Source organism: Mycoplasma sp. 5370 (genome assembly GCF_054343435.1).
Genome location: NZ_JBTGVF010000006.1, coordinates 24,933 through 48,355, shown reverse-complemented (window position 1 = coordinate 48,355; position 23,423 = coordinate 24,933). Strand labels below are relative to the sequence as shown.

Annotated in this window: 19 protein-coding genes, 1 tRNA gene and 1 rRNA gene; 16 read left to right on the top strand and 5 right to left on the bottom strand. The window is 22.7% G+C overall.

The features are described from left to right. Positions 1-23: 23 nt before the first annotated feature. The gene (gene fmt / locus ACXX88_RS01675; RefSeq protein WP_458559394.1) at positions 24-863 is read right to left on the bottom strand and encodes a methionyl-tRNA formyltransferase; all 840 of its coding nucleotides are present in this window, start codon (positions 861-863) and stop codon (positions 24-26) included. Between the two features lie 113 nt (positions 864-976). Here fmt and ACXX88_RS01670 point away from each other — a divergent pair, with 113 nt between their 5' ends. The 15 genes from ACXX88_RS01670 (at position 977) to ACXX88_RS01600 (ending at position 17,817) form a co-directional block, all read left to right on the top strand. Continuing rightward, the gene (locus ACXX88_RS01670) at positions 977-1,132 is read left to right on the top strand and encodes a hypothetical protein (RefSeq protein ID WP_436358679.1); all 156 of its coding nucleotides are present in this window, start codon (positions 977-979) and stop codon (positions 1,130-1,132) included. 76 nt (positions 1,133-1,208) lie between these two features. After that, positions 1,209-1,448, top strand: coding sequence for a hypothetical protein (locus tag ACXX88_RS01665; RefSeq protein WP_436358678.1), 240 nt, complete (start codon positions 1,209-1,211; stop codon positions 1,446-1,448). Continuing rightward, positions 1,438-2,664 carry a DNA (cytosine-5-)-methyltransferase gene (dcm, locus tag ACXX88_RS01660; RefSeq protein ID WP_436358677.1) on the top strand — a complete coding sequence of 409 codons (1,227 nt, stop codon included), beginning with the start codon at positions 1,438-1,440 and terminating at the stop codon, positions 2,662-2,664. The genes ACXX88_RS01665 and dcm overlap by 11 nt, the downstream gene beginning before the upstream one ends. Beyond that, on the top strand, positions 2,657-5,476 hold the full coding sequence (locus ACXX88_RS01655) for a DUF262 domain-containing protein (RefSeq protein WP_436358676.1): 2,820 nt from the start codon (positions 2,657-2,659) through the stop codon (positions 5,474-5,476). Before dcm ends, ACXX88_RS01655 begins: the two co-directional genes overlap by 8 nt. Before the next feature lie 218 nt (positions 5,477-5,694). Further along, positions 5,695-5,925, top strand: a complete 231-nt coding sequence (gene secG / locus ACXX88_RS01650) for a preprotein translocase subunit SecG (RefSeq protein ID WP_436358675.1) — start codon at positions 5,695-5,697, stop codon at positions 5,923-5,925. Between the two features lie 2 nt (positions 5,926-5,927). Further along, positions 5,928-7,991, top strand: a complete 2,064-nt coding sequence (gene rnr, locus ACXX88_RS01645) for a ribonuclease R (RefSeq protein ID WP_458559393.1) — start codon at positions 5,928-5,930, stop codon at positions 7,989-7,991. Between the two features lie 124 nt (positions 7,992-8,115). Beyond that, on the top strand, positions 8,116-8,685 hold the full coding sequence (locus tag ACXX88_RS01640; protein ID WP_436358673.1) for a chromate transporter: 570 nt from the start codon (positions 8,116-8,118) through the stop codon (positions 8,683-8,685). After that, positions 8,685-9,341, top strand: a complete 657-nt coding sequence (locus ACXX88_RS01635) for a chromate transporter (RefSeq protein ID WP_458559392.1) — start codon at positions 8,685-8,687, stop codon at positions 9,339-9,341. Before ACXX88_RS01640 ends, ACXX88_RS01635 begins: the two co-directional genes overlap by 1 nt. A 9-nt stretch (positions 9,342-9,350) precedes the next feature. After that, positions 9,351-10,877: a GIY-YIG nuclease family protein gene (locus ACXX88_RS01630; RefSeq protein ID WP_458559391.1), complete on the top strand. Its 1,527-nt coding sequence runs from the start codon at positions 9,351-9,353 to the stop codon at positions 10,875-10,877. 103 nt (positions 10,878-10,980) lie between these two features. Next, on the top strand, positions 10,981-13,845 hold the full coding sequence (locus ACXX88_RS01625) for an SGNH/GDSL hydrolase family protein (protein WP_458557638.1): 2,865 nt from the start codon (positions 10,981-10,983) through the stop codon (positions 13,843-13,845). Positions 13,846-13,911: 66 nt separating this feature from the next. Next, positions 13,912-14,017 (top strand): 5S ribosomal RNA (gene rrf / locus ACXX88_RS01620). A 35-nt stretch (positions 14,018-14,052) separates the two neighbouring features. After that, a complete protein-coding gene (gene whiA, locus ACXX88_RS01615) occupies positions 14,053-14,898 on the top strand; it encodes a DNA-binding protein WhiA (protein ID WP_458559390.1) in 846 nt (281 codons plus the stop codon). A gap of 257 nt (positions 14,899-15,155) precedes the next feature. Next, positions 15,156-16,667: an APC family permease gene (locus tag ACXX88_RS01610; protein WP_458559389.1), complete on the top strand. Its 1,512-nt coding sequence runs from the start codon at positions 15,156-15,158 to the stop codon at positions 16,665-16,667. 88 nt (positions 16,668-16,755) lie between these two features. Beyond that, positions 16,756-17,574 carry a DNA-formamidopyrimidine glycosylase gene (gene mutM / locus ACXX88_RS01605; RefSeq protein ID WP_458559388.1) on the top strand — a complete coding sequence of 273 codons (819 nt, stop codon included), beginning with the start codon at positions 16,756-16,758 and terminating at the stop codon, positions 17,572-17,574. Further along, positions 17,575-17,817 (top strand): Smr/MutS family protein, encoded by a 243-nt coding sequence (locus ACXX88_RS01600; RefSeq protein ID WP_436358666.1) that lies wholly within the window; start codon positions 17,575-17,577, stop codon positions 17,815-17,817. It begins immediately after the preceding gene. A 41-nt stretch (positions 17,818-17,858) separates the two neighbouring features. Here the strand turns inward: ACXX88_RS01600 and ACXX88_RS01595 are convergent. From ACXX88_RS01595 to ACXX88_RS01580, 4 genes are all read right to left on the bottom strand, one after another. After that, positions 17,859-17,932, bottom strand: a tRNA-Gly gene (locus tag ACXX88_RS01595). Positions 17,933-18,048: 116 nt separating this feature from the next. After that, complete coding sequence (gene tilS, locus ACXX88_RS01590; RefSeq protein WP_436358665.1) at positions 18,049-18,936, bottom strand: tRNA lysidine(34) synthetase TilS; 888 nt, start codon at positions 18,934-18,936, stop codon at positions 18,049-18,051. Then, positions 18,896-19,474, bottom strand: coding sequence for an aminoacyl-tRNA hydrolase (gene pth / locus ACXX88_RS01585; RefSeq protein WP_436358664.1), 579 nt, complete (start codon positions 19,472-19,474; stop codon positions 18,896-18,898). The genes tilS and pth overlap by 41 nt, the downstream gene beginning before the upstream one ends. Positions 19,475-19,529: 55 nt before the next feature. Further along, positions 19,530-21,659, bottom strand: a complete 2,130-nt coding sequence (locus ACXX88_RS01580; protein ID WP_458559387.1) for an AAA family ATPase — start codon at positions 21,657-21,659, stop codon at positions 19,530-19,532. Positions 21,660-21,746: 87 nt separating this feature from the next. Here ACXX88_RS01580 and serS point away from each other — a divergent pair, with 87 nt between their 5' ends. Beyond that, positions 21,747-23,018, top strand: a complete 1,272-nt coding sequence (gene serS, locus ACXX88_RS01575) for a serine--tRNA ligase (RefSeq protein ID WP_458559386.1) — start codon at positions 21,747-21,749, stop codon at positions 23,016-23,018. Positions 23,019-23,423: the final 405 nt, after the last annotated feature.

The following is a 23,423-nucleotide window of genomic DNA, read 5'->3' as shown; positions in this document are numbered from 1 at the left end:
TAAAGATATTAAAAATTTAGAATTTAAAGAACATTTACAACTTTTTTACCTTCATATTGATATTCATAAATATATAAAATCCCGTTGATAAAAGTTAATTTTAAAGCATTTTTAATAGGAGAGAGTGAAGCTCTAAAAAGTTTCACTCTTTTATTTTGTTCGTTAATATAAAAAGCACCAGGATTATCGTTTAAAGCCTTTATTTTTCTATATGCTTGAATATAATCATCACTTAAAAAAATTTGAGCAAATTCTTTTTCTATTTTAGGCGAAAAAACTACAAGATTGTCATCTTGTTTTTCAGATTTAAGTTCATTTTTAGATAATTTATTTAATCACTGGACAATATTATTTTTTGCAAGTAAAGAAAGTTTATGAAATAAATCTTTTGATGTGTCTTCTTCTTTTATATCTAATTTTGCTTTTTCAAGCATATCTCCTGCATCCATTTCTTTTACCATATACATTAAAGTTACTCCTGTTTCTTTATCACCGTTTAATAAAGCGTGTTGAATAGGAGCAGCACCTCTATATTTAGGAAGTAAGGAACCATGTATATTAATAGCGGCTATTTTAGGTATGCTTAAAACTGAAGTAGGAATTCATTGTCCAAAAGCAGCAGTGACTAAAATATCAAAGTCTATTTTCTTTAATTCTTCCGTAATTTCTGAAATTTTTGTAGGTTGAAATAGCTTTATGTTATATTGGTTAGCTAAAATTTTTACAGGTGTAGGTAAAATTTTATAACCTCTATTTGCGGGTTTGTCTGGTTGACTAATAATTGCAACCACTTCAAAATTATTAATAATTTCTTCAAAAATAGGAACTGCAAATTCTGGAGTTCCTGCTAATACAATTTTCATCTTTCTCCTTTAGTTTTCTTTACTTTAAATTATAAAATAAAGAAACAAAAATTTTAATTTAAAATGAATTAATTTATCTAAAAGTAATATAATTAAATTATAGGATAAAAAAAATGAGCGGAATAATTGTTATTATAATTTTAATATTAGGATTAGCTGGATTAGTTTGATTAATTAAACTAGCTAAATTTCTATTTTCTTTAGCAGTAGGTGCTGTGATTATAGGATTAATTTTACTTTTAATTTTTGGACATCATTTCCTGTTTTAGTTAAAGAAAAACTAACAAACAAGTCTTTTTTACCAAAAGATTTGTTTTTTTTTTTTTTTTTTTGTAAAATTGAATTATGCAGAAGAAAGAAAAATTAGAAGATTTATCAATTTTTTCTAATTTAATGGGTAAATTAAAAGAAAAATACAGAAATTTAATTAGTAAACTAATAGATAAATTTTGTATCTATTTATTAACATTGCCAAAAGCAAAATTTTTACAAAATATTTCAATATACAAAAATACAATACTTGCTATATCAGTTTTTAATAAAAAAATCTTAATAAAAAATTTTAAGGTAGATTTTGTCTTCTAAAAAAATAATAAATGTTCTTGAAACATTTGCAGGTATTGGTGCACAACATAAAGCTATAACAAAAATAAACAAAGAAAAAAAGATTTTTGAGATTGTTTCAACAGTGGAGTGAGATGCAAGAGCAAATATTGCTTATGGTTTAATTCATAATTCTTTAGATAAAAAATTAAAAAAAATTTTGAAAAACAATAATTTAACTTCAGAAGAAGAAATAAACAAATTTTTATTAAATTTTACAATTTCTTTGGATTCTAAAAAACCAGCAAAGATAATTTCTAAAGACTATGAATTTAAGCAACTGTTAGCTGCTTCGATTATTTTATCAAACAATAATGTTGATATAACTAAATTAGATCCAAAAATTATTCAAGAAAAAGATATAGAACTTATAACTTATTCTTTCCCTTGTCAAGGTTTATCAATAGCAAATATGGGAAGATCAAAAGGAATTAATGATGATAAATCAACTTCTAGTTTAATTTGAGAAATATACAGAATTTTAAAAGGAGCAAGTAAAAAACCAAAATACTTATTAATGGAAAATGTAACAAATCTATTAAGTAAAAAATTCAAACCTGAATATGAAAAATGGCTTTCTGTTTTAGAAGATTTTGGTTATAAAACTTTTACAACCACTATTAACAGCATAAATGCTGGTTCTATTCAAAAAAGAGAAAGAGTTTTTGCTTTAAGTGTTAAAAAAGAAATAAAAACACCATTTAATGATGATAAAAGTTTTAAAGAATTTGTAGATAATATTGCATTTAAAAATAAATTAAGCCTAAATCAAAGAAAAAAAGTTTTTGAAAAAATCTTTAATTTTGACTTAAATTACAGCGAAAACCTAGATGTTTTAATGAATAATACAAAATCTAGAATAAAAATGGTCAAAACACAAAAGATTATTAATAAAAGTGAAAATTATATTATTAATACCTTGACAACCGTTCAAGACAGAATACCTTGTGTTGGAATTATTGAACATAAAAACAATTTAGAGCATAAATTAGATTATCGTTATATAACACCAAGAGAAGCTTATAAATTAATGGGTTTTAGTGATCAAGATTTTAATAAATTAAAACCATACTATGAAAAAAATATTCTCACAAAAGAAAGTCTTTATAGGCAAGCAGGAAATTCTATTGTAGTAGAAGCAATAGAGAATTTATTTAAGGTAATAAAAATCATTGAAAAAGGACAAGATAATGAATAAAAACATAAAATGATGAAAAGACAGAATGAAAGAAAATAATTTTATTACTTGAACAATTGGAACTAATATTTATTCTTATTTAAGTTTCACAGTACTTCAGTGACTTAATGAAGTTGATGAAAATGAAGAAATCATTTTAACAATTGATAAAAAAGAAGTTTTAGCTGAATTTAAAAATAACACACAATTCCCCTTTTATAAAGACAAAAAGTCTAAATCAGACTCTACAATTAGACAAATTTTAGATGTTTTATCTTCTCTTGGGATTATAGAACCGATAGGAGATAATTACAAAATTAATAAAGAATTAATAGATGTAAGAAAGACTGAATCAAACAATTTCTATGCTCTTAAAAAATTTGTAAAATCTAATTTTGCTAATTATATAAAAAAATTTGTTATAGATAAATTAAGAGACATTAAGGAAGAAAAGGAAATTTCGAATTCTTCTATTGAAACAAAATTTTGATGAAATGTTTTAGTAGTTTCAGATGAAACATTATTTAACGATAGACTTAAAGGCATATTTAACACTTTAGTAAAAGTTGGTAATGAAAAACGATTTTATGAAGACTTTGTATTAGAATTTTTATATAAAGAAATCGATAATGATGATATGGAAAAAATAATTTCTGACATAAAAAACATAACGGGGATAGAAGATTATTTATCTATTTTATATGAAGTTATAGATAATTATGAAAAAAATATTGTAAGATATGAAGACAACTCTTTAGATGAAGCAATTAAAAAAATTTCTAATTATTCAACCAAAAGTGAATTTGAAGTCATTAAAACAAGTGTTAAAGATATTTTTACTTCGCAAGAATTAAAATATATTTTACCTTTATATCAAAGAACTTATTCTTGAGATTCTAATATTATAATTGGACTTTTTGAATCTATTTATAATGATTTTATTAATACTAAGCAAAGAAAAAATGATTTCAGTTTTCTAAATAATATAATTATTGTTCAAAATGCAACAACAAACTCTATTGTAGATGGTCAACAAAGAATGGTGTCTTTAATAATAATTATTATTTTATTATATAAATTTTCTAAAAATAAATTTTTTGAAAATGCTCAAGAAAAATTAATACACTTAATTCCTAAAATAAAAGAAATGATTACTGAGTTTGCAAAAGATGATAGTAATTATTTAAGTCTGCAAAATATTTTTAATTCTATAAAAAAAGATGCTCAATTACAAAAGGATAGATTTTACGAAAACTCTTTTGAAATAATAAACCTTATTGTTAAGAAATTTGATAAAAAAGACGAGGATTTTCTTTTAGATTTCATTGATTATATTTTAAATAAAACATTCTTAATTACTACATATATAAAAGTTATGGATGATGATTTTGTAACTAAAATTTTTCAAAATTTAAATCAATATAGCAAAAAATTAGGAGTGCTTGATTTACTTAGAAATAAAGTTTTTGATATATATCGTGATGAAAAAGAGAATAAGATAAAATTATATAATTTAACTGTTAATATTTATTTTAGACGAAAACAGAAAAACGTTTGAAATGAAGATCTCAAAAAAATTTCAAATTTTTTAGATGCAGTTTTTATAAAATATAGATTATTTGAAGAATTGGAAAGAACAAACAAAAAATTTTATGACGAAATAGCAAATTGTTATAATAAATTTGAAAATTTATTTGAATATTATAATAGTAATTTTGAATTTGAAGATAAATTGGAATTACTATGAAAAGATATAATTGAATTTGAATATTGTTCTACTGGACATTTTAATAAATTCTCTACTTTATTAAGTGATAGTGAAATTAAAGAAAATAATAAATATTTAAATAATTTTAATGCCATTTTAACAGAGTATGAGCAAAAAATTTATGACTACAAACAAGTTAATTTTCAAATTAATAATATTTCTAATTCTGGTTCTAAAACTATTTTTACTCAATTAATTTGATCATTAGCATATAACTTGCAATTATTTGAAAATGAAGAAAATACAGAAAAAATGGTTATTTTTAGTAAATATTTAGCTGAAATAGAAAAATTTTCAGCTTTATGAGAAATAAGATTTGCTGGACAATCGCTTTCTAGTTCCATAAAATTAATTTGTAAAAATGATTTATTAAATTCAGATTTTAATTTAATAAATGAATCAAAACTTTATGAACTTTTAGAAAGAATAATAGTTGATTTAACAAAATTATCACTTGTTGAAAAAATCAATGAATTATGAAAATATTTATATGAAAAACAAAATAGTAAAAGCGATAACAAACTATACAAAAACATTATTGCAAAAGTTATTTACAGCTTACAAAATTCAAAAACTCCAAAGAGTTTTACAGGTTTTAAATCACAAGAAGAAAAATATCAAAGTATCGATTTTATTCCTTATACATATGAACATAATTTTCCACAAAAATTAGATCAAAGTACATTGAAAAACTTACTTGAATTAGGAATAAACAGAGAACAAATAGAGAGAATAACTAATTTAATTGGTAATGGGTTTTTATTGTTAGGAAAAGATAACTCTAAATTTAGTAATAAAACAACGAAAAACTATAAAGAAAGCAACATTGAAAACAAAACTATTGAAGGTTTTCAAAATACAGATTTTTATCTACTTGATTTTGAACAAATGAAAACATCAAATTCTATAAAATGAACTAATAATAAAATTCAAATTTCAAAATTAGATAATTTAGACATTGATAAAATTTCAAGTAAAGATGAATTTTTAGAATTATTAAATCAAAGAGAAAAAAGAACAAAAGAAATCATTGAAGCTTACATTTCTATATTGTTTTATGAATAGAAATAGCGAATATTTGATTTAATCCTTTTAATATTTAATAAATACTAATAAAGTAACAAAAAAATATTAACTAAAAAACAAAAAAATTTTTGTAACAGTTGCTTTTAATAGAGAAATTCATAAATTCTTCTTAATTAAAAATAGTTTTTTAAACTTTTTAATAGTTTTATAATATAAATTGTTTATAATTTATAATAAATTAAAAGAAAAGGAGAAATATGAAAATAGCATTAACAGTAATTTTAGTAATAATTTCATTAGTTATAATGATAGTTTCTCTTTTAATGTCTCCTAACTCTAATGGTTTTTCAGGAGCACTTGTTGGTTCTTCAGATTTAGATTTATTTAAAGTTTCAAAAGAAAGAGGACTTAAAAAAGTACTAAAATGAACAATGTTTTCAATGGGTTTTGTTTTACTTTTAGTTTCTTTAGTCATTAGGTTGTTTTAAAAATGAAAACATTTAATTTAAAAGCAATACAATCATTAGTAACAAATAAATCTTTAACTTTTTTAGAATTAGTAAAAAAAATGCAAATAGATAGAAAATTAAATAAGGAATTTTCTATTTTTTTAAATAAATCAGTGCAAAATAATCATTTGTTTTGTAAGGATCAAAAATACTCTTATAAACATGAATTTAAAAAAATTGTAGGAGAATTTTCTTTAAATTCAAAAGGTTTTGGCTTTATAAAAATTTCAGAAACCGAAGATTTCTTTGTTCCAAAAGTTTATACTTGCAACTCTTTGGACAAGGATTTGGTTGAAGCAACATGTTTTGAAGAAAAAGATGGGGAAATATGATGTGCAATTAACAAAGTGGTTGAAAGATCAAAAAGTTTTCACTATGGTTACATTAAAAAAAATGGTTCCTTTTTTGATTTTATTTCTTTAGATCCACGTTTAAAAGCAAGATTTAGATGAAAAAATAAATACGCTTTTAGTGAAAATGATTTAGTAAAAGTAAAAATAGTAGATATACAAGGTAATAATTTAGTTATTGACTTGATTAAAAACTATGGTGATTTAAATAAACCTTTTCAAGATATTGAGTTAAGTATAGAAAAAAGCGAAATACCACATATTTTTCCTGAAGATGTTTTATTAGCTGCTAAACTTTTACCACAAACAATTGATAATGAAGATATAAGTGACAGAATTGATTTAAGAAAAGAAATAATAGTGACAATTGATGGTGATGATACTAAAGATTTTGATGATGCTATTAGTGTAAAAAAACTTGAAAATGGAAACTATATTTTAGGAGTTCATATAGCTGATGTAAGTTATTATGTTAAAGAAAATGAAACAATAGATTTAGAAGCAAGAAAAAGAGGAACATCTATTTATTTAGCAGACAGAGTTATTCCAATGTTGCCTTTTGAACTTTCTAACGGTATTTGTTCTTTAAATCCTAATGTTGATAGATTCACTATTACAATGGAATGTGAAATTGATTCCAAAGGAAATAATGTATGAATGAAATTTTATCCATCCATAATTAACTCTTACAAAAGACTAACATACAAAGAAGTTAATGATTTTTATAATAAAAACAAAGAATTTGATAAAAACATTTCTGAGTTATTAACTAATGCTAAAAATTTAACAGAAATTATTCGAAAATATAAGGTAAAACAAGGATTTATAGATTTTGAATTCGAAGAATCAAAAGTAGTTTTAGATAAAAATGGAAAAACTGTTGATATAGTAGTTAGAGAAAGAAATGAAAGTGAAAACATGATAGAAGATTTCATGGTAAGAGCTAACGAAAATGTTGCAGAATTTATGACTAAAAAGAATTTTCCTTTTATTTATAGAATCCATCCAGCACCAGATGTTGAAAAAATAAATGCTTTTAACCATGTTTTAAAACTATTAAATATAAATGTAACTATTCCTTTAACAGAAGAACCGAAGGAATTTGCCAAAGCAATGGAAAAAATTAAAAAAATTAATTTTGATAACTTTATAAAAATTAATTTATTAAGAACTATGCAAAAAGCAATTTATTCAGAAAAAAATGTTGGTCATTTCGGACTTGCTTCAGAATATTATACACACTTCACAAGTCCTATTCGTAGATACCCAGATTTGATAGTTCATAGATTACTTAGAGAACTAGTATTTTTAAAAAATACAGAAAAAATCGAAGCATACAAAAATGAATTACAAGAAATTTCTTTAAAAAATTCTTTAAGTGAACAAAGCGCTATTTCTTTAGAAAGAGAAGTTCTTGGAATAAAAATGGCAGAATTTTATGAAGACAAAATCAATAATAAAGAATTTAAAGCACAAATAGTTTCAGTTAAAAAATTTGGTTTTTTTGTTGAATTAGAAACTGGAGCAAGTGCATTAGTTCACGTTTCCGCTTTACCTGGGGAAGGATTTGAAGTTGATGAAAATGAGTTATTTTTATCTAATCAAAAAATAACATATAAAGTTGGTGATTTTGTAAATATAAAAATAGAATCTGTTTCTAAATTTGAAGGAAAAATAAACGCAATTTTAGCATAGTTTTATACTATGCTTTTATTTTGAAATTTTTGTAAAAAATCCTTTTATACCTATAAATCCTTTATAAAAGTATTTTTTTTAAAAAAAATATAACAGAGATTTAAAAAAATGTAAAATTTATGTTATGAAAAGTAAGGAATTTTGAAAAGTTTTTTTATTTATTATTAAATGTACTTTTATTGGTTTTGGTGGCGGAAATGCACTAATGCCAATAATAAAAAAATATGCAGTTGATCAATATGGATGAATAACTGAAAAAGAATTTAATGATGGAATTGTTGCTGTTAATTTAATTCCTGGGCCAGCGGTTATAGAAATGTTATCTTATATTTCCATAGTAAAACTAGGTAAAATAAAAGGAATGATAGTTACACTTTTAGCAATAATGCCACACGTTATTATGGCAATGCTTCTTTATTTTTTAACAACATTTTTACCTAATAAATATTTATATGTAATTAATGCAGCAGTTATTCCTGTATTAATTGGAACAATAATAGCATTTGCTTATAGATATTTAAAAACAAGTTTTAAAACATTAAGCTTACCAATTTGAATTCCACTTTTTATACTAACATTATCATTTTGTTTGTTTGCTCCAAGTCCTTTTAATATACCAGCAATTCCTTTAGTATTAGTTATTTTTATAGTATTTATAGTTGAATTTATTAGAGTTAAAAAGGGGAAAAAATAATGATTTTAGCTATTTTAGCTTGTTTTTTAGGAGTACTAATAATAGGTTTAATTGTTTTTGGTGGTGGTCAAGTTTTCATACCTATTTTTGAAAATTTTTGAAATTTTTTATCAAATACATTCAATCTAGAAATTACAAAAGATCAAATTGATACAGTTATAACCATTTCTAATTCTACTCCCGGTGTAGTTTCTACCAAATTTGCAGCATTTACTGGTATTTTAGTTTCAAACGGACAATGATGAGGATGAATAATAAGTTTTTTTACATATTTAATTTTTTGTCTTCCTTCTATATTTTTAATGATTTTATCTGTAAAATTAATAAAAAATACAGAAAAAAATAAATATTTATCTAAAGTTATAAAATATTTAAATCCAGTTTTAGCAGGAATTTTATTTGCTCTTGCTATTCAATTATTTATAAGCATTACATTTCCAAATATTTATTTTAATGATATTAATTTAAGATATTTTGGTGTAAAATCAACAGAAAAAAGTTCGTTTTTTAGTGGATGAAGGTTTATAGCATTAATAATTTATTCTATATTTTTTATAATTATTTCTATAGTGTGAAATATAAAGAAAAAACCCGTATTTTTATTAATTTTAATTTCTATAATAACTGCATTTATTGTTTTTGAACCTTGATTGTAAAGGAGAAAAGTGTTAACAAAAGTAAAAAAAGTTACAACTAAACCTGGAGTTTATTTGTGAAAAAATGAAAAAAATGAAATCATATATATAGGTAAAGCTAAGAATTTGAGAAACAGAATGATGCAATACTTTAAAGGTAGCATCAATTCTCGTTATACTTATAAAATGGTAGAAGAAATCAGGGATTTTGAAATCATTGAAACTAATAGCGAAAAAGATTCTTTAATTTTAGAAACCAGATTAATTAATGAAAAAAAACCAAAATATAATATTCTTTTAAAAAATAATAAAAAATATCCTTATTTAGTAGTTAAAAAAGATAAAAAAATCTCTATTTTAAGAGAAAATAACTTTAAAGAAGGAAAGAATTTATATCACTTTGGACCACTTCCACCTAGTTACGGTTTTAGAGAAATTCAAAATCTAATTGAAAAAATGTTTTTATATAAAGATGGACTTAAAATAAAAGAAGATCAATGAAATGAAGAATCTCTAAACTCTACTTTTTTTCAAATAAAAAAGTTATTATCAAACAAAATGTCCTTTTTTATAAAGGAATTAAAAGAGAAATATGAAATTTATAAGTTTGATGATGTAAAGTTAGAATTAGCTTTAGAAATTAAAAAATTTATAGATAAATTAGAGAAAAATCTTAATGAGAAACAGACTATAGAATTAAATATCGAATACGATGTTGATATTTTTGATATTCAAGAAACTGAAAAATTCTTTTTTACTACAATTTTTATTTATCGTGCAGGATCTTTGTTAAGCATTATAGATGATAAATTTGACAAAAATACAGATAAAAACCTTTTTATAGCAAATTTTATTAATGAGTATTATAAAGAAAATATAATTCCTAAAAAAATAGTTTTAGGTGCTAATTTTTCAAATATAGATTTTAATTTAATTAATTTGGATAAAAAAATCCAAATAGCAAAAAAAGGACAATTTAAATTAGCTTGTGAAAATGCAGAATCTCACAATAAAAATAGAATATCTAAAATCGATGAAATTAAAAATCAAAATCAAGATTTTATTATTTTAGAATTAAAAGAGAAATTACAATTACAAAAATTAGAAAATTTTATTATTATTGATAATTCTTTTGAATTAGATAAAGTTCCAGTCACTTCTATTCTTTATTATAATAAGACTGAAAACATTGAAGATCTAAACTTTTTCTATGTTCATAAAAATAGTAAATCAAACTCTGATGTCGATTTTATGAAACAAGGTTTTCAAAAATATTTAGAAAAATTTTCTCATTTAGAACTAGATTTAATTTTAGTTGATGGTTTCCAAAATCAAATTTCAGCAATAGATAAAATTCTATTTAAAAACTCTTTATCTATACAAGTTTTTGGTCTTAAAAAAGATGAACATCATAGAACAAAATACTTAGTAGATTATAAAGATAATCAAATAAATGTAAGTGAATACTTATTTCTTTTTCTTTCTAAAATACAGGAAAAAGTAGACAAAACTGCAAAAAATTACAGAAACGCAATAAAGTTAAAAAAATTCAATTAAAGCTATTTATAGATAAAAATGTATAAGATTTTTATACATTTTCTTTATTTTTTTAATTTTATTTTTTTCTTATGGTATTATTTTTGCAACTCAAGGAGGTAATATGAAAAAGAAAACAAAAATCATATTAGGAGCTTCTACAGGGTTGACATTATCTGTAGCAGTTATAACAATCCCGAGCGTTTTATATGTTCAACAAAACTTAAATAAATCTGATAATAGTAATAACTCACAAAAAACTAAGATTACTAATAATGATCAAAAAGATTTATTAAAAGACAATATTAATTATTTAGCTATTGGAGATTCCATTAGTGCCGGTTTCAATAGTGAATACGGTTTTGAAATTGCAGGAGATTTAAAAAATAATCAAATTGAAGGATTAAGTTTTCCTGCTTTTTTAGCAAATTATATAAACAAATTAAAACCAAATGCAATACACCAGTTTAATAACTATGCTTTATCAGGTACAAGAATAGTAGATTGATTATATTTACTAGATGCACCTAATGCAAACTATAATCTTAAAGCAGAAAAAGGTTATTTTCAATTTCTTTTATCTTGAGATGATGACTCTCTAAATCCATTTAGACATAGAATAAAAGAGGCTTTTGGTGATTTTCAAAAAGAAAATTTAGAAAATTTAAAAAATAAAATAAAGGAATCTAATCTTATAACAATAAGTTTAGGGGCTAATGATTTATTTGGTTCTTTAAATTTTAATAACTTAGAAAAGTTATTTAATAAAGAAACTCAAAAAGAAGCAATTTTTAATTTAAAACAAGATTTAGAAAGAATTTCTAAAGAAAATTATGTAAATTTAAATAAATTAGTCTCTAAAATAAAGGAAATAAACAGTAAAACAGAAATTGTACTTGTTGGTTATCCAATGCCTTTATTGAGACTATTAAATATAATTGATCATTTTTTTAGTTCAATAGCACAGGAAAAAGTTAATTTAAGTAACCAAATTTTAGATTCCATTAATGCAGTCTCTAAAAAAGTAGCAATTGAAACTAAAATTAATTATATTGAAACTTTTGATGAAGATGATTGAAAATCTAATAATGATAAATGAGCAAAATCTATTTTTGATATTCATCCAACAGAATTAGGATATAAAAAAATGGCTCAAGATATTATTTTAAAATTATCTCTAAATGACATAGATAAAAACTATAGTTTAGTTAAGAATTGAGATGAAAACTATATAGATAAAGATAAAAATGCTTTTCATAAAATTTTTGATTTTTCAAAAAATAACGAAGAGATAGTTAAAATAATTTCAAATTCCAAACTATTTAATGATGAGATTTTAGAAAAATCAAATTATCAAACAGAATTAAATAAAGAAAAAAGCAAACTCTTTTCAATGAAAAGAATAGTCTTAAATTGAATTAATGCAAATCACCATTTAACTAATCAAATAATAAATTCGTTTATTTCTAAAATAAAGGAAAAATACGGAATAAATGATGAAATTGTAGAACTTTTTAATGAAAAAACAGAAGAAAATAAAACATTTATATTTAAATTAATGGAAGAGTTTTTAAGAACCGATTTTATAGATGTTGTAATTTTAAAACTACAAAAATATTTTGATGAAAATGATTTAGATTTAAATGGCATAGAAGGTACACAAATAATAACTTCTAAATTGTTATTAGAAGAATTAAAAACAATATTTAAAGATCAAAAATTTATTTTAAGAATTTTAAAACAATTTTTAAAATCTGATTTTGCTATAAAAAATAAGAATAAATTAACTGCATTAACTAATTTTGCAACAACCTTTATTTTAGAAAATCTGGACAAGTTAAACTTAGTAAATTTAAAAGAAAATAAAGCAACAATTTTAACTTTAACAAAGGAAAAATCCTTTATTAAAGTAATTTCAGATATATTAAATGATTTTATTATAAATGAAAATCATTATGATTCAATTAATGATTTTAATTCTTTATTTGTAGTTTATTTAGAAAACCATAAAGAAGAATTCAAAACCAATTTAATAAATTTTATTAAATCCTTAAAAAACAATGAAACCATTTTAAATGTTATATCTAATACTATAGAACAAAAACTAAATTTAGAAAATCCTCAAGAAAACAAGGAAAATATTTTACCTTTTATAACTGATTTAATAGGTTCTGTCGATAAAATTGATTTAGTTTTACAAAATATTGATAAATTAATAGATTCTTTTGTTAAAGGAGAGTTGAGTTTTAATAACTTTTCTTTTGAAAAAGTAATTAGTATTTTGGATTTCAATTCACTAACTGGTGATTTAACTAAATTAGCAGATTTTTTTAAATTAATAGAAACTGGCGATATTTCAATAGAAAATTTTGTTAACTTTTTCAATGTAATAATAGAAAATTCTCCATTTAGCAACACCGAAAACTTAACAAAAGAAAAGAATCTATTCTTTTATTATTTAAATAATATAAATAATGATCCTGACACAAAAAAAAGAACAAGTTTAAGTATAAGTGATATTACTAAATTAAGCGGTGATTCTTTAGTTTCAAAAATTACTTTAATTTCAACAAAAGCATTTGAAAAATATAAAGAGTTTAAAAAGACTCATCCAAATGTTAATGAATTGGACAATCCATATAGAAAATTTCTATATAGATTTTCAGGATTAATTTTATGATATGCATATGAAACTTATGCAAGAGAAAGTTCTTTTCACTATATTATTTACTATTCTTCTTCACCATTCAATATAGAAAAAAGTATATATAATTCCTTAGCAGGAAAGTCAAAAGAGCAACAGACATTAATAACTTCAATATTTGGAAATAGATATTCATCATTTTTTGGTGATTCAGCCAAATCAATTCATAACAACGATTTAATGAAAATGATTTATTATAATACTGAAGCTAACAAGCACAATATTAAATGAAGAGAAAATCTATTTAAATTTATTAAACAAGGAAAACCAGATTTAAACAAATAGTTTGCTTATACAAGTAAAAAAAATAAAAAAATTATTGACTATTTTTAAAATTGTGGTAATATATATACAAGCGACCATAGCAAAGGGGATCACCTGATACCATTCCGAACTCAGTAGTTAAGACCTTTTACGCCGAAGATACCAGAGATGGGAAAATAGGGAGTTGCTGCTTTTTTTTTGCTTTTTTATAGATATAAAGGAGGTTTTATGTCATTTACTCATGAAATAAAAATGGAATTAATTGAAAACAAGATGAAAGAAAAGCAATTTAAAAGCTTCTTAAAAGGTTTAATCTTTACAAATTGTCAATTTAATAATAATGATTTAGAAGTTGTTATAAAAATTAATAGAGCAGATATTTCTATGAAAATAAAGGAAAAATTAGATAAATTTAAGATTAAATTTTATCGTTCAATTAAAAATAAAAACTGAATAATCATTTTAAAAAAAGATATTGATTTAGAATTAGTTATTAATGAACCAGCTTTCTTTTTTGCAGGAGCATTTTTAGGTGGTGGCACTATTTCAGGCATAGATTCTACTTCTTATCATCTTGAAATAAGTTATTTTGAAGAGAAAATAGGTAATTTAATGATTGAAAAATTAAATAACTATGAATTTAATTTTATTTCTAAAAAAAGAAAAAATAAATTTTTTATTTATGAAAAGAAAGTAAATAATATTTTGGACTTTTTAAGTGCAATTAGAGCAAACACTAGTTTTTTAAAATTTTTCAATTTGAAAAATGAAAGAGATATTGAAAATAACGCAAATAGACTTGCTAATTTAGACTTTCATAATCAACAAAGACTTGTAAATGCTTCTCAAAGAGATATAAAAAATTATTTATTTTTAAAAGAAAATAATTTGGTAGATCAACTCACTGATGATCAAGTGATTTTTTTTGAAATAAGAGTAAAATTCCCGTATTTACATTTAAATGAAATAGTGGAAATTTTAAAAGAAGAGCATAATATAATAAAAACTAAAGGTGGCTTAAATCATTGATCGATAAAATTAGCTCAAATCGTGTCTAAATATAAAGCAAAATAATATTTTTATAAAAAAGTCAAAAATAATATATAATAAATTTGTTATATAAACTTAGGAAGGGTATGAAAATGAGCAAATCAAGTTCAATTATTATGTTCTGAAATAACTCAATTGAAATTTATGCAATTGCTTTTTTTCATACCTTTTTTAAGTAAGAGAATAAAATTATTTTAAAAATAATGAATAAAACAAACTCTTACTTTTAAAAAAGTAGGAGTTTTTCTCTTTTATATAATAAAAAATAATAAGGAGATTTTATGCAAGAAAAATCAGTAAGAAAAATTGGCTTATTTGTTTCATTGATGTTGCTTATTGGTTCTGTTGTGGGAATAGGAATATTCTTCAAAAACGCATCAGTAGCTAAAGCAACCGGAAATAATGGATTAGCTTGATTATTGAGTTGAATTATTGGTGGAGTTATTTCACTTGGTGCAGCTCTTAGTTTTTCTGAAATAGGAAGTTTCAGAAAAACTAAATTAACAGGTTTATCTAGTTGAGCTTATAAAATTTATGGTGTAAAAGCAGGGTATGGAGTATCATTTTTATATTCACTTTTTTATTATGGATTATTAACAAGTGTTTTAGGTATTTTTGGATCAGAAATATTTTTCTTTTTCTTATCAGGAATAACAAGTTTGGAGTTTGGTAAAATTCCATTTTGAGTAATTGTTGTAGTAGGTTTATTATTCTCTGTTCTATTTTTAGCTTTAAATCATTTATCTATTAGAACAAGTGGAATAATACAAACAGTAGTAACATTTACAAAATTTATCCCTTTAATAGTTGCTGTTATTGTGGGAATTGCATTTTTTGACACCCATAATTCAGAAGGTGGAGTAAATGCGTTTTTAGATTTTGAAGGGAAAGCACCTTTTGGATTAAAAGGAATGATTGTCGCAATTCCTGCAGTTCTCTTTTCTTATGATGCTTTTTTAGTTGCCGGTTCTGTAAGAAACAAAATGAAAAATGCATCTAAAAATTTACCTTTTGTAATTTTATTTGGAATGACTCTTATAGTTATTTTATATACTTTAATTGCTGTGTCATCCATTTTACATAATAGCGGTATTGTTTGAACAGTTTTAGCAGATACATTACCAAAAACTGTATCTAAATATATTATTCCATCTGTAGTGTTCTTTATTTTAATATCAACTTTTGGAGTAATAAACGGAATAACATTAGCATTTATTAGTGAAACATATAGTGCAATTGACTTAAATTTATTTTTTGGTTCATATGCACTAAAAAGAAAAATAGGTGCTAAAAAAACAGAATTAATATACAATGCAATCATTTTAACTTTTTGAGCTATCTTGATTTTAGTACCTTCAGTGGTTTTAAAAATGGATAGTTGAATAGATGGAGCAACAAATTATCCTACAGTTTTCTTTTTTGGTATATATGGATTTGTAATTGGTTCATATTTAATAAAAAGAAATAAAATTACAGAAACTAAGAAATTAAATAGTTATTTATTTTATACATTTTCTGTAATTTCTGTTGCAGGTATTGCTTTTGTAGAAGTTGTTTATTTATATACAATTTTTTCAGATTTATTTAACCCTGATTTTAATTCATCTTGAGGTTTATTTAGAGATAATGGAAAATTGATATATAAATGAGTTCCTGTTTTAGTTTATTTCTTATTTTTAGGATTCTGTATTGGTTCTTTATATTTAAATATTTTCTTAGAGAAAAAAGTTTTCAAAAGAAATATTTTAGAAGAAATGAAGTTAAAATTACAAGAATATGAAGCAGAAAATTAATCGGTTATAAACCGATTTTTTTCTTATATTTAGTCATTTTTATAATATTTTTATAATATTTACAATAAAAGTGTAAAATTTTTATATTATGCCAGAATTACCAGAAGTTAGAGTCGTAAGACAAGAATTAAATAAACATGTTCAAAATAAAAAAATTGAGAATATTCACATTTTTAGAGATTCATTTATAAAGGAAATTTCCGTAGAAAAGTTTAAAGAAACTTTAATTGGACAAACAATTTTAGAAGTAACTAATGAAGGAAAATTTCTTGTATTTCATTTAACTAATGATAATATTATTTTAAGTCATTTGAGAATGGAAGGAAAATATAATTATTTTGAACCAGCAAAAACAAGATTAAAACATGATTATGTTCTTTTTGAGTTTAGTGATAATAGTAATTTGCATTACAATGATACAAGAACATTTGGAACTTTTCACTTAAGAACAAAGCAAAATTATTTAACAACAAATCCACTTGCTAAATTAGGAAAAATACCTGCACAAACAAATTTAGAAGAATTTTATAAAAAATTAAAATCTAGAAAAAAAGCAATTAAAACTTCTTTATTAGATCAAACTCTTGTTTTAGGATTAGGAAATATTTATGTAGATGAAGTGCTGTTTGCAACCAAAATTCATCCAGAAACCCCTAGTAATTTAATTTCCAAAAAACAAGCTAAAGACATTCTAGAAGTAGCTACAGATATTTTAGATCGTTCCACCGAATTAGGTGGAAGTAGTATTAATTCTTATACATCATTAAATAAGAAAAAAGGTTCTTTCCAAAACTTTTTACAAGTTCACACTAAAAAAGGATTACCTTGCCCTATCTGTCAAAATGAAATTTTAAAAATAAAAGTAAATGGTAGAGGAACCTATTACTGTAAGGAATGTCAAAAATAAATGAATAATTGAAGTTATGAAAAAACAATTGATTTGCACGGATTAACTACATCAGAAGCAGAAATAGTATTATCAAATGCCATTTTTGAATTTAATAATTCAAATCAATATGACAGTTTAAATATAATTGTAGGAAGGGGTACAGGAACATTAAAAGTTTTTGTTAGAAGTTTTCTTGAAAGAGAAAATCTCTTTTTTACAGAAGGTGAAATAAACTTTTCAGTTTTCAAAAAAGAATTTTAAAAGCAAGCTATAAAGCTTGCTTTTTTGGTCAAATTAATGATTGGAGCGAGTGAAGGGAATCGAACCCTCATAGTCAGCTTGGAAGGCTGAAGTTCTGCCATTAAACTACACTCGCGAGATACTCTATTATTATAAACTATTTTTTGTAAAAATCAAGAATTTTTATAGAATTTTTTGTTATTTTTTAAAAAAATTAAAAAAAACGCAAAAAATAAATAAAAAAATAGATTTTTATTCATTAAATATTATGTGATTTTTTACTTTATAAAGAAAAATACCTTTTTTTAATAAAAAGGAAGATGTCCTATTTTGAGAAAAGAGAAATTGTAAAATTAAATTAATTTTATTTTCAGTTAAATTTATATTTAAAAATTTTTGGTGAATTAGGTTATATATTAAATTTTTTTGCTTTTTTTCTGTTTGTTGTTTTAATCAATCAATATCAAAATTTGTTTTTTCTCATTTTTGCAACATTTTTTTATTTTTTCTATCTTTAAATAATAAAAAAATGTTTTTAATTTTGTAAGAAAAAATTGTTAGATTTTTATAAAAAGATTTATTTTTAAACTCAATTCTAATTTTATTTCTTTCATAAATTGGTAAGTTATTTGTATAGTCAATCGCAAAATTTATGTTTTTATTTTTTAATATTTTTTCAATTTTGTTTTTTGAATACTTAAAAAGTAATGGTCTATAAATTTGCATATCAAAGAGTTGACTTTTCTTTTTTATACCTCAATAATTAACTATTTTATTTTTATTTTTTTGAAGCATTATTGTCTCAAAAAAATCATCTTTATTATGGGCAATATAAAGGAAATTACAGTTATTTTCTTTATAAATTTTTTTAAAAAAATCATATCTTATTTGTCTGGCAAAATTTTGGAAATTTTCTATCTTTTCATAATTATCATAACTAACAGTTAGAACAAAAAAAGGAATTTTGTATTTTTTACAAAAATTCTCTACTATTGTTTGATCTTCATCGCTAGTTTCTCTTTTTTTATAGTTAACGTGTGCCACAACAATATCTTTATTTTTAAACTTATTTAACATAAAGATAGAATCTGGCCCGCCACTAACTGCTAAGAGAAGTCTTTGCTTTTTTATTTTTAGCATTAAACCTTTCAATAACCATTCTTATATCGTTAGAAATAAATTCAATTGAAGCAAGAGCAGCATCTTCAACAACTTTATCAATTATTTCTTTTTCACTTTGACTAAAAGGGGTTAAAACGTAATTTCTAGTGTTTTTATTTTCTGGTCGACCAATACCTATTTTTAATCTTTTAATTTGATCAGTTCCAAGTTGTTCAATAATGTTTTTCATACCATTATGCCCAGCGTGAGAACCGTGATTTTTAATTGCTGCTTGACCTATTTTAAAGTCCATGTCATCATAAATAACAAGAATATCATCAGCAGGAATTTTAAAGAAAGACATTATTTCTCTTACAAAATCACCTGACTTATTCATATAAGTAAATGGTTTTACTAAAACATAATCTTCTTTTTTTGCAAAAACACCATTGAATTTACTTTTTTCAAATTTTAATTCTAATTCATTAGCTATTTTATCTAAAACTCAAAATCCCACGTTGTGCTTTGTATTTTCATATTCAACACCAGGATTTCCTAAACCTATAATTAATTTCATATTTTAAATTATATTCCATTATAAGAATAATTTTTACAAATAACAGTAAAATTCTTTAGTCATTTTGTTCTAAAAAATAATTGATATTTGTTTTTCTTTCTCTCTCTTCTGTTGATACAGCTATTTCAATAGCATCTTTTTCTCCAATAATTATTAATTCATCCTTTGCTCTTGTAATTCCTGTATAAAAGATTTTTTTATTTAAAAATATATTATATTCTTTAAAAATTAAATATATAAGAGCAGATGTTTCAGAACCTTGAAATTTATGTACAGAAACACAATAAGATAAAACTATAGAATTTCTGAATTTTTGCTCTGTAAATTTAATTAGTTTATCATTAAATTTAATTATTATAAATTCCACTTTTTCTTTATAAAACAGAATATTTTCTATATAACCGATTTCCCCGTTTACTAAATTTTGACTGGAATCATTTTCTGTTTGCATAACTTTGTCGTTAACAAAGTACTTAATGCCGTCTATTTCAAAAAAAGTATTATTTTTTTCATCAAAAATTTTGCTTTGAATTATTTTATTAATATTATTAATTCCTGCATTTCCTGCATATTTTGGAGCAATTACAATAAAATCATTTATTGAAAATTTTGATAAAAATAAGTCAATTTGCTTATTGAAAATTTCTAGAAAAGACTTTGCATTACTTTCATAAAATTTTACATAATTATTTTTAAATACAGGTATTTGGCCATTATTTACTGACGCTGCAATTTCTAATATTTCTTGTTTGTCTTTTTGACGATAATTATTTATTAATTTATTAGTAATAAATTTATCACTGTTAATAAAGTCATTTAATAAATTTCCATAACCTATTGAAGGTAATTGATCTTTGTCTCCAATTAAAACTATCTTTTTGATTTTATTTAAATCTAAAGATTTTAATAGTTTATAGAACAAATCAGTATTTACCATAGAAAACTCATCGATAATTAAAGCATTAATTTCTTTTGTTAATTCTAAATTATATTCAATATTTTCATTTTCTCATGAGACTTCTAAAAATGAATGTATTGTTCTAGAAGGGATGGATGCTTTTTGAAAAATGTGAAAAGATGCTCTTCCAGTTGGAGTAAGAACTGCAACGTTTTTTTCTCCAAAAACATCGCTAAATCCTTTATAAATGAATTTTAAAATTTCTGTTTTACCAGTCCCTGGACCACCTGTTATAATAGTTAAATTATTTTCAAAAGCAGAAATTACAGATTTTTTTTGTATATCATCTAAATACTTACCAATAATAGATTTTTTATATTTAAATTTATATTCTTTCTTTTTAATTTCATTAATAGTTTTTGCAATAAATTGCTCTTGTTCATACATTATAAAGTGAGTAATATTTTTTTTATCTTTGACAAAAAATAAAAATTTTTGATCCATTAAAATCTTTACATATTCTTTAAATTCTTCAATACTCATAAAAATTTTTTTATTTGCATTTTTATAAACATGTTTTATTTCTTCTGGTTCTAAAAAAGTATTTTCATTGTCTTTTAAATAAGATAAAAACTCGTTTAAAATTATATATTTTTTTCTAATTTTACTTTCTGGTTTTATACCTAAAGCCAAAGCCATTTTATCTACATCAGAAAAAACATATTCATCAACTGCATCTAAAATACAAAAAGGTTGATCCTTTAAGTATTTTCAAAATTCTAACAATCTGTACTTTTTATCTAATTTAGAATATAAATTTTCTAATCCATTTGAAAAAAAGAAAATTTCTATTTCTTGTTTTAAAGAATTTGCAGAAATTTTGTCAAAAATAATTTTTGCTTTTCTTTCAGGAATTAATTTAGGAATAGAATAAATGAGATTAGGATTATTTTTTAAAATAAATATGGATTTATCACCCCAAGTGTTATAAATGCTTTGAGCCATTTTTTGACCTATTCCTGGAAAAAGTGAAGAAGAAAAGTATTTTACTATTTCTTTTTCGTTTGTTTCGATAATTAATTCACATTTTTTTAATTCTCAACTATTTTGATATTTTGGATGCTTTTTTTCTAAAGCGGTAATTAAATAAGATTTTTTTAATTCCAAATTAATTTTTGAAGTTAGACTAATTATTTGTTTTTCTTTAGTTTTTACTAAAAAAATAAAGAAATTTTTAGTATTGTTTTCAAAAATCTTTCTTTCTACTTTGACTTCAAATTCTTTCATATGGAAATTATAAACTACTATTAAAAAATATCAATTCAATTTTAACTAATAAGATATATTTTTAGTTTTTGTATTATAATTTTATTTATGTTAAATATTAAATTTATATTAAATAATAAAGAAGAAGTTATTAATAAACTTAAAACAAGAAATTTTGATATTTCTTTAGTAGAAGAAATTTTTAAACTTGGAGAAAAAAGAAGTGAAGTTATGTCAAAACTTCAATTTTTAGAGAGTCAAAGAAATGAAAAATCAGCCAAAATTGGTCAAATGGTAAGAAATAAAGAAAATACTGACCAAATCAAAAAGGAAGTAAGTGAACTTAAAATTCAAATCGATTCATTAAGTGAACAAAGCAATGAAATTAACTCTAAAATTGAAAATATATTATCAAATATTCCTAATTTACCTTTAGATTCAGTTCCTGTAGGTTTAGATGAAAATGATAATGTAGTAGTTGAAGTTAAAGATAAAATCGGTAGAGGACTTGTAAAAGCATTAAAACCACATTATGAAATTGGTTTAGATTTAGACATTTTAGATTTTTCAAGAGCAGTTAAAATGTCTGGTTCTAGATTTGCTATTTTTAAAAATGAAGGAGCAAGATTAGTAAGAGCATTAGTTTCATTTATGTTAGATGAACACACAAAAAATGGTTATACAGAAATGGTTACTCCTACAATGGTTTTAAGTAAAATGCTTTATGGAACAGGACAACTTCCCAAATTTGCTGAAGATTTATATAAAATCGAAAATAATGATATGTGAATGATTCCTACAGCAGAAGTAACTTTAACCAATTATCATAATGATGAAATTTTAGATTTAAATGTTGCAAAAAAATATGTTGGATATACAAAATGTTACAGATCTGAATCAGGAAGTGGCGGAAGAGACACTAAAGGTTTAATTAGATCTCACGAATTTCACAAAGTAGAATTAGTTAAAATAGTTAATGATAAAGAAAAAATGAACGAATTTTACCAAACTGTAAAAGATGCTGCTAACATTTTAGAAAAATTAGAAATTCCATATCGAACAGTAGCATTAAGCACAGGAGATTTAGGTTTTTCTTCTAAACAAACATTTGATTTAGAATTATGACTTCCTTCAGAACAAAGATTTAGAGAAGTTTCATCAATTTCATTCTTTGGTGATTTTCAAGCAAGAAGAGCATTAATTAGATATAAAAATGAAGATAATAAAACAGAGTATGCAAATACTATAAATGGTTCTGGTATAGCTATTGATAGAGTTTTTGCTGCTATTTTAGAGCAATATCAAAATGAAGATGGAACAATTGATATTCCAAAAGTTTTAGTTCCTTATATGAATGGTTTAACTAAAATTTCAAAGTAAAATCCACAAAACATTGTGATAACTAATTTTTTAAAAGAAAAATCTCCCATTTTAAATCGGAGATTTTATTTTTCTTTTTCCAGGGACATTGGTTGTCTTTTTTTTCCAACTGCTTTATTTTTTTTGATTTGATTTTTTAGTTTGTGATTCTGATTTCATAATTAAATTATAATGTTTTTATTAGCTAATATTTTTTTTATTTGAAGAAATAACTTTTAAAATTCCTTTTCTTTTAAATTCTAATGTGTCATTATAGTTGTATTTCTTTTTATATGAATTTAACCACATAAACAAAAAGTCACATTTTATATTGGGAATGGGGTAACATTTTATTTTTGTTTTAATAAAAAAAATAAAAAATAATATGGTAGAATTTATTTATTGAAAGAACGGTCGCTAATTGGC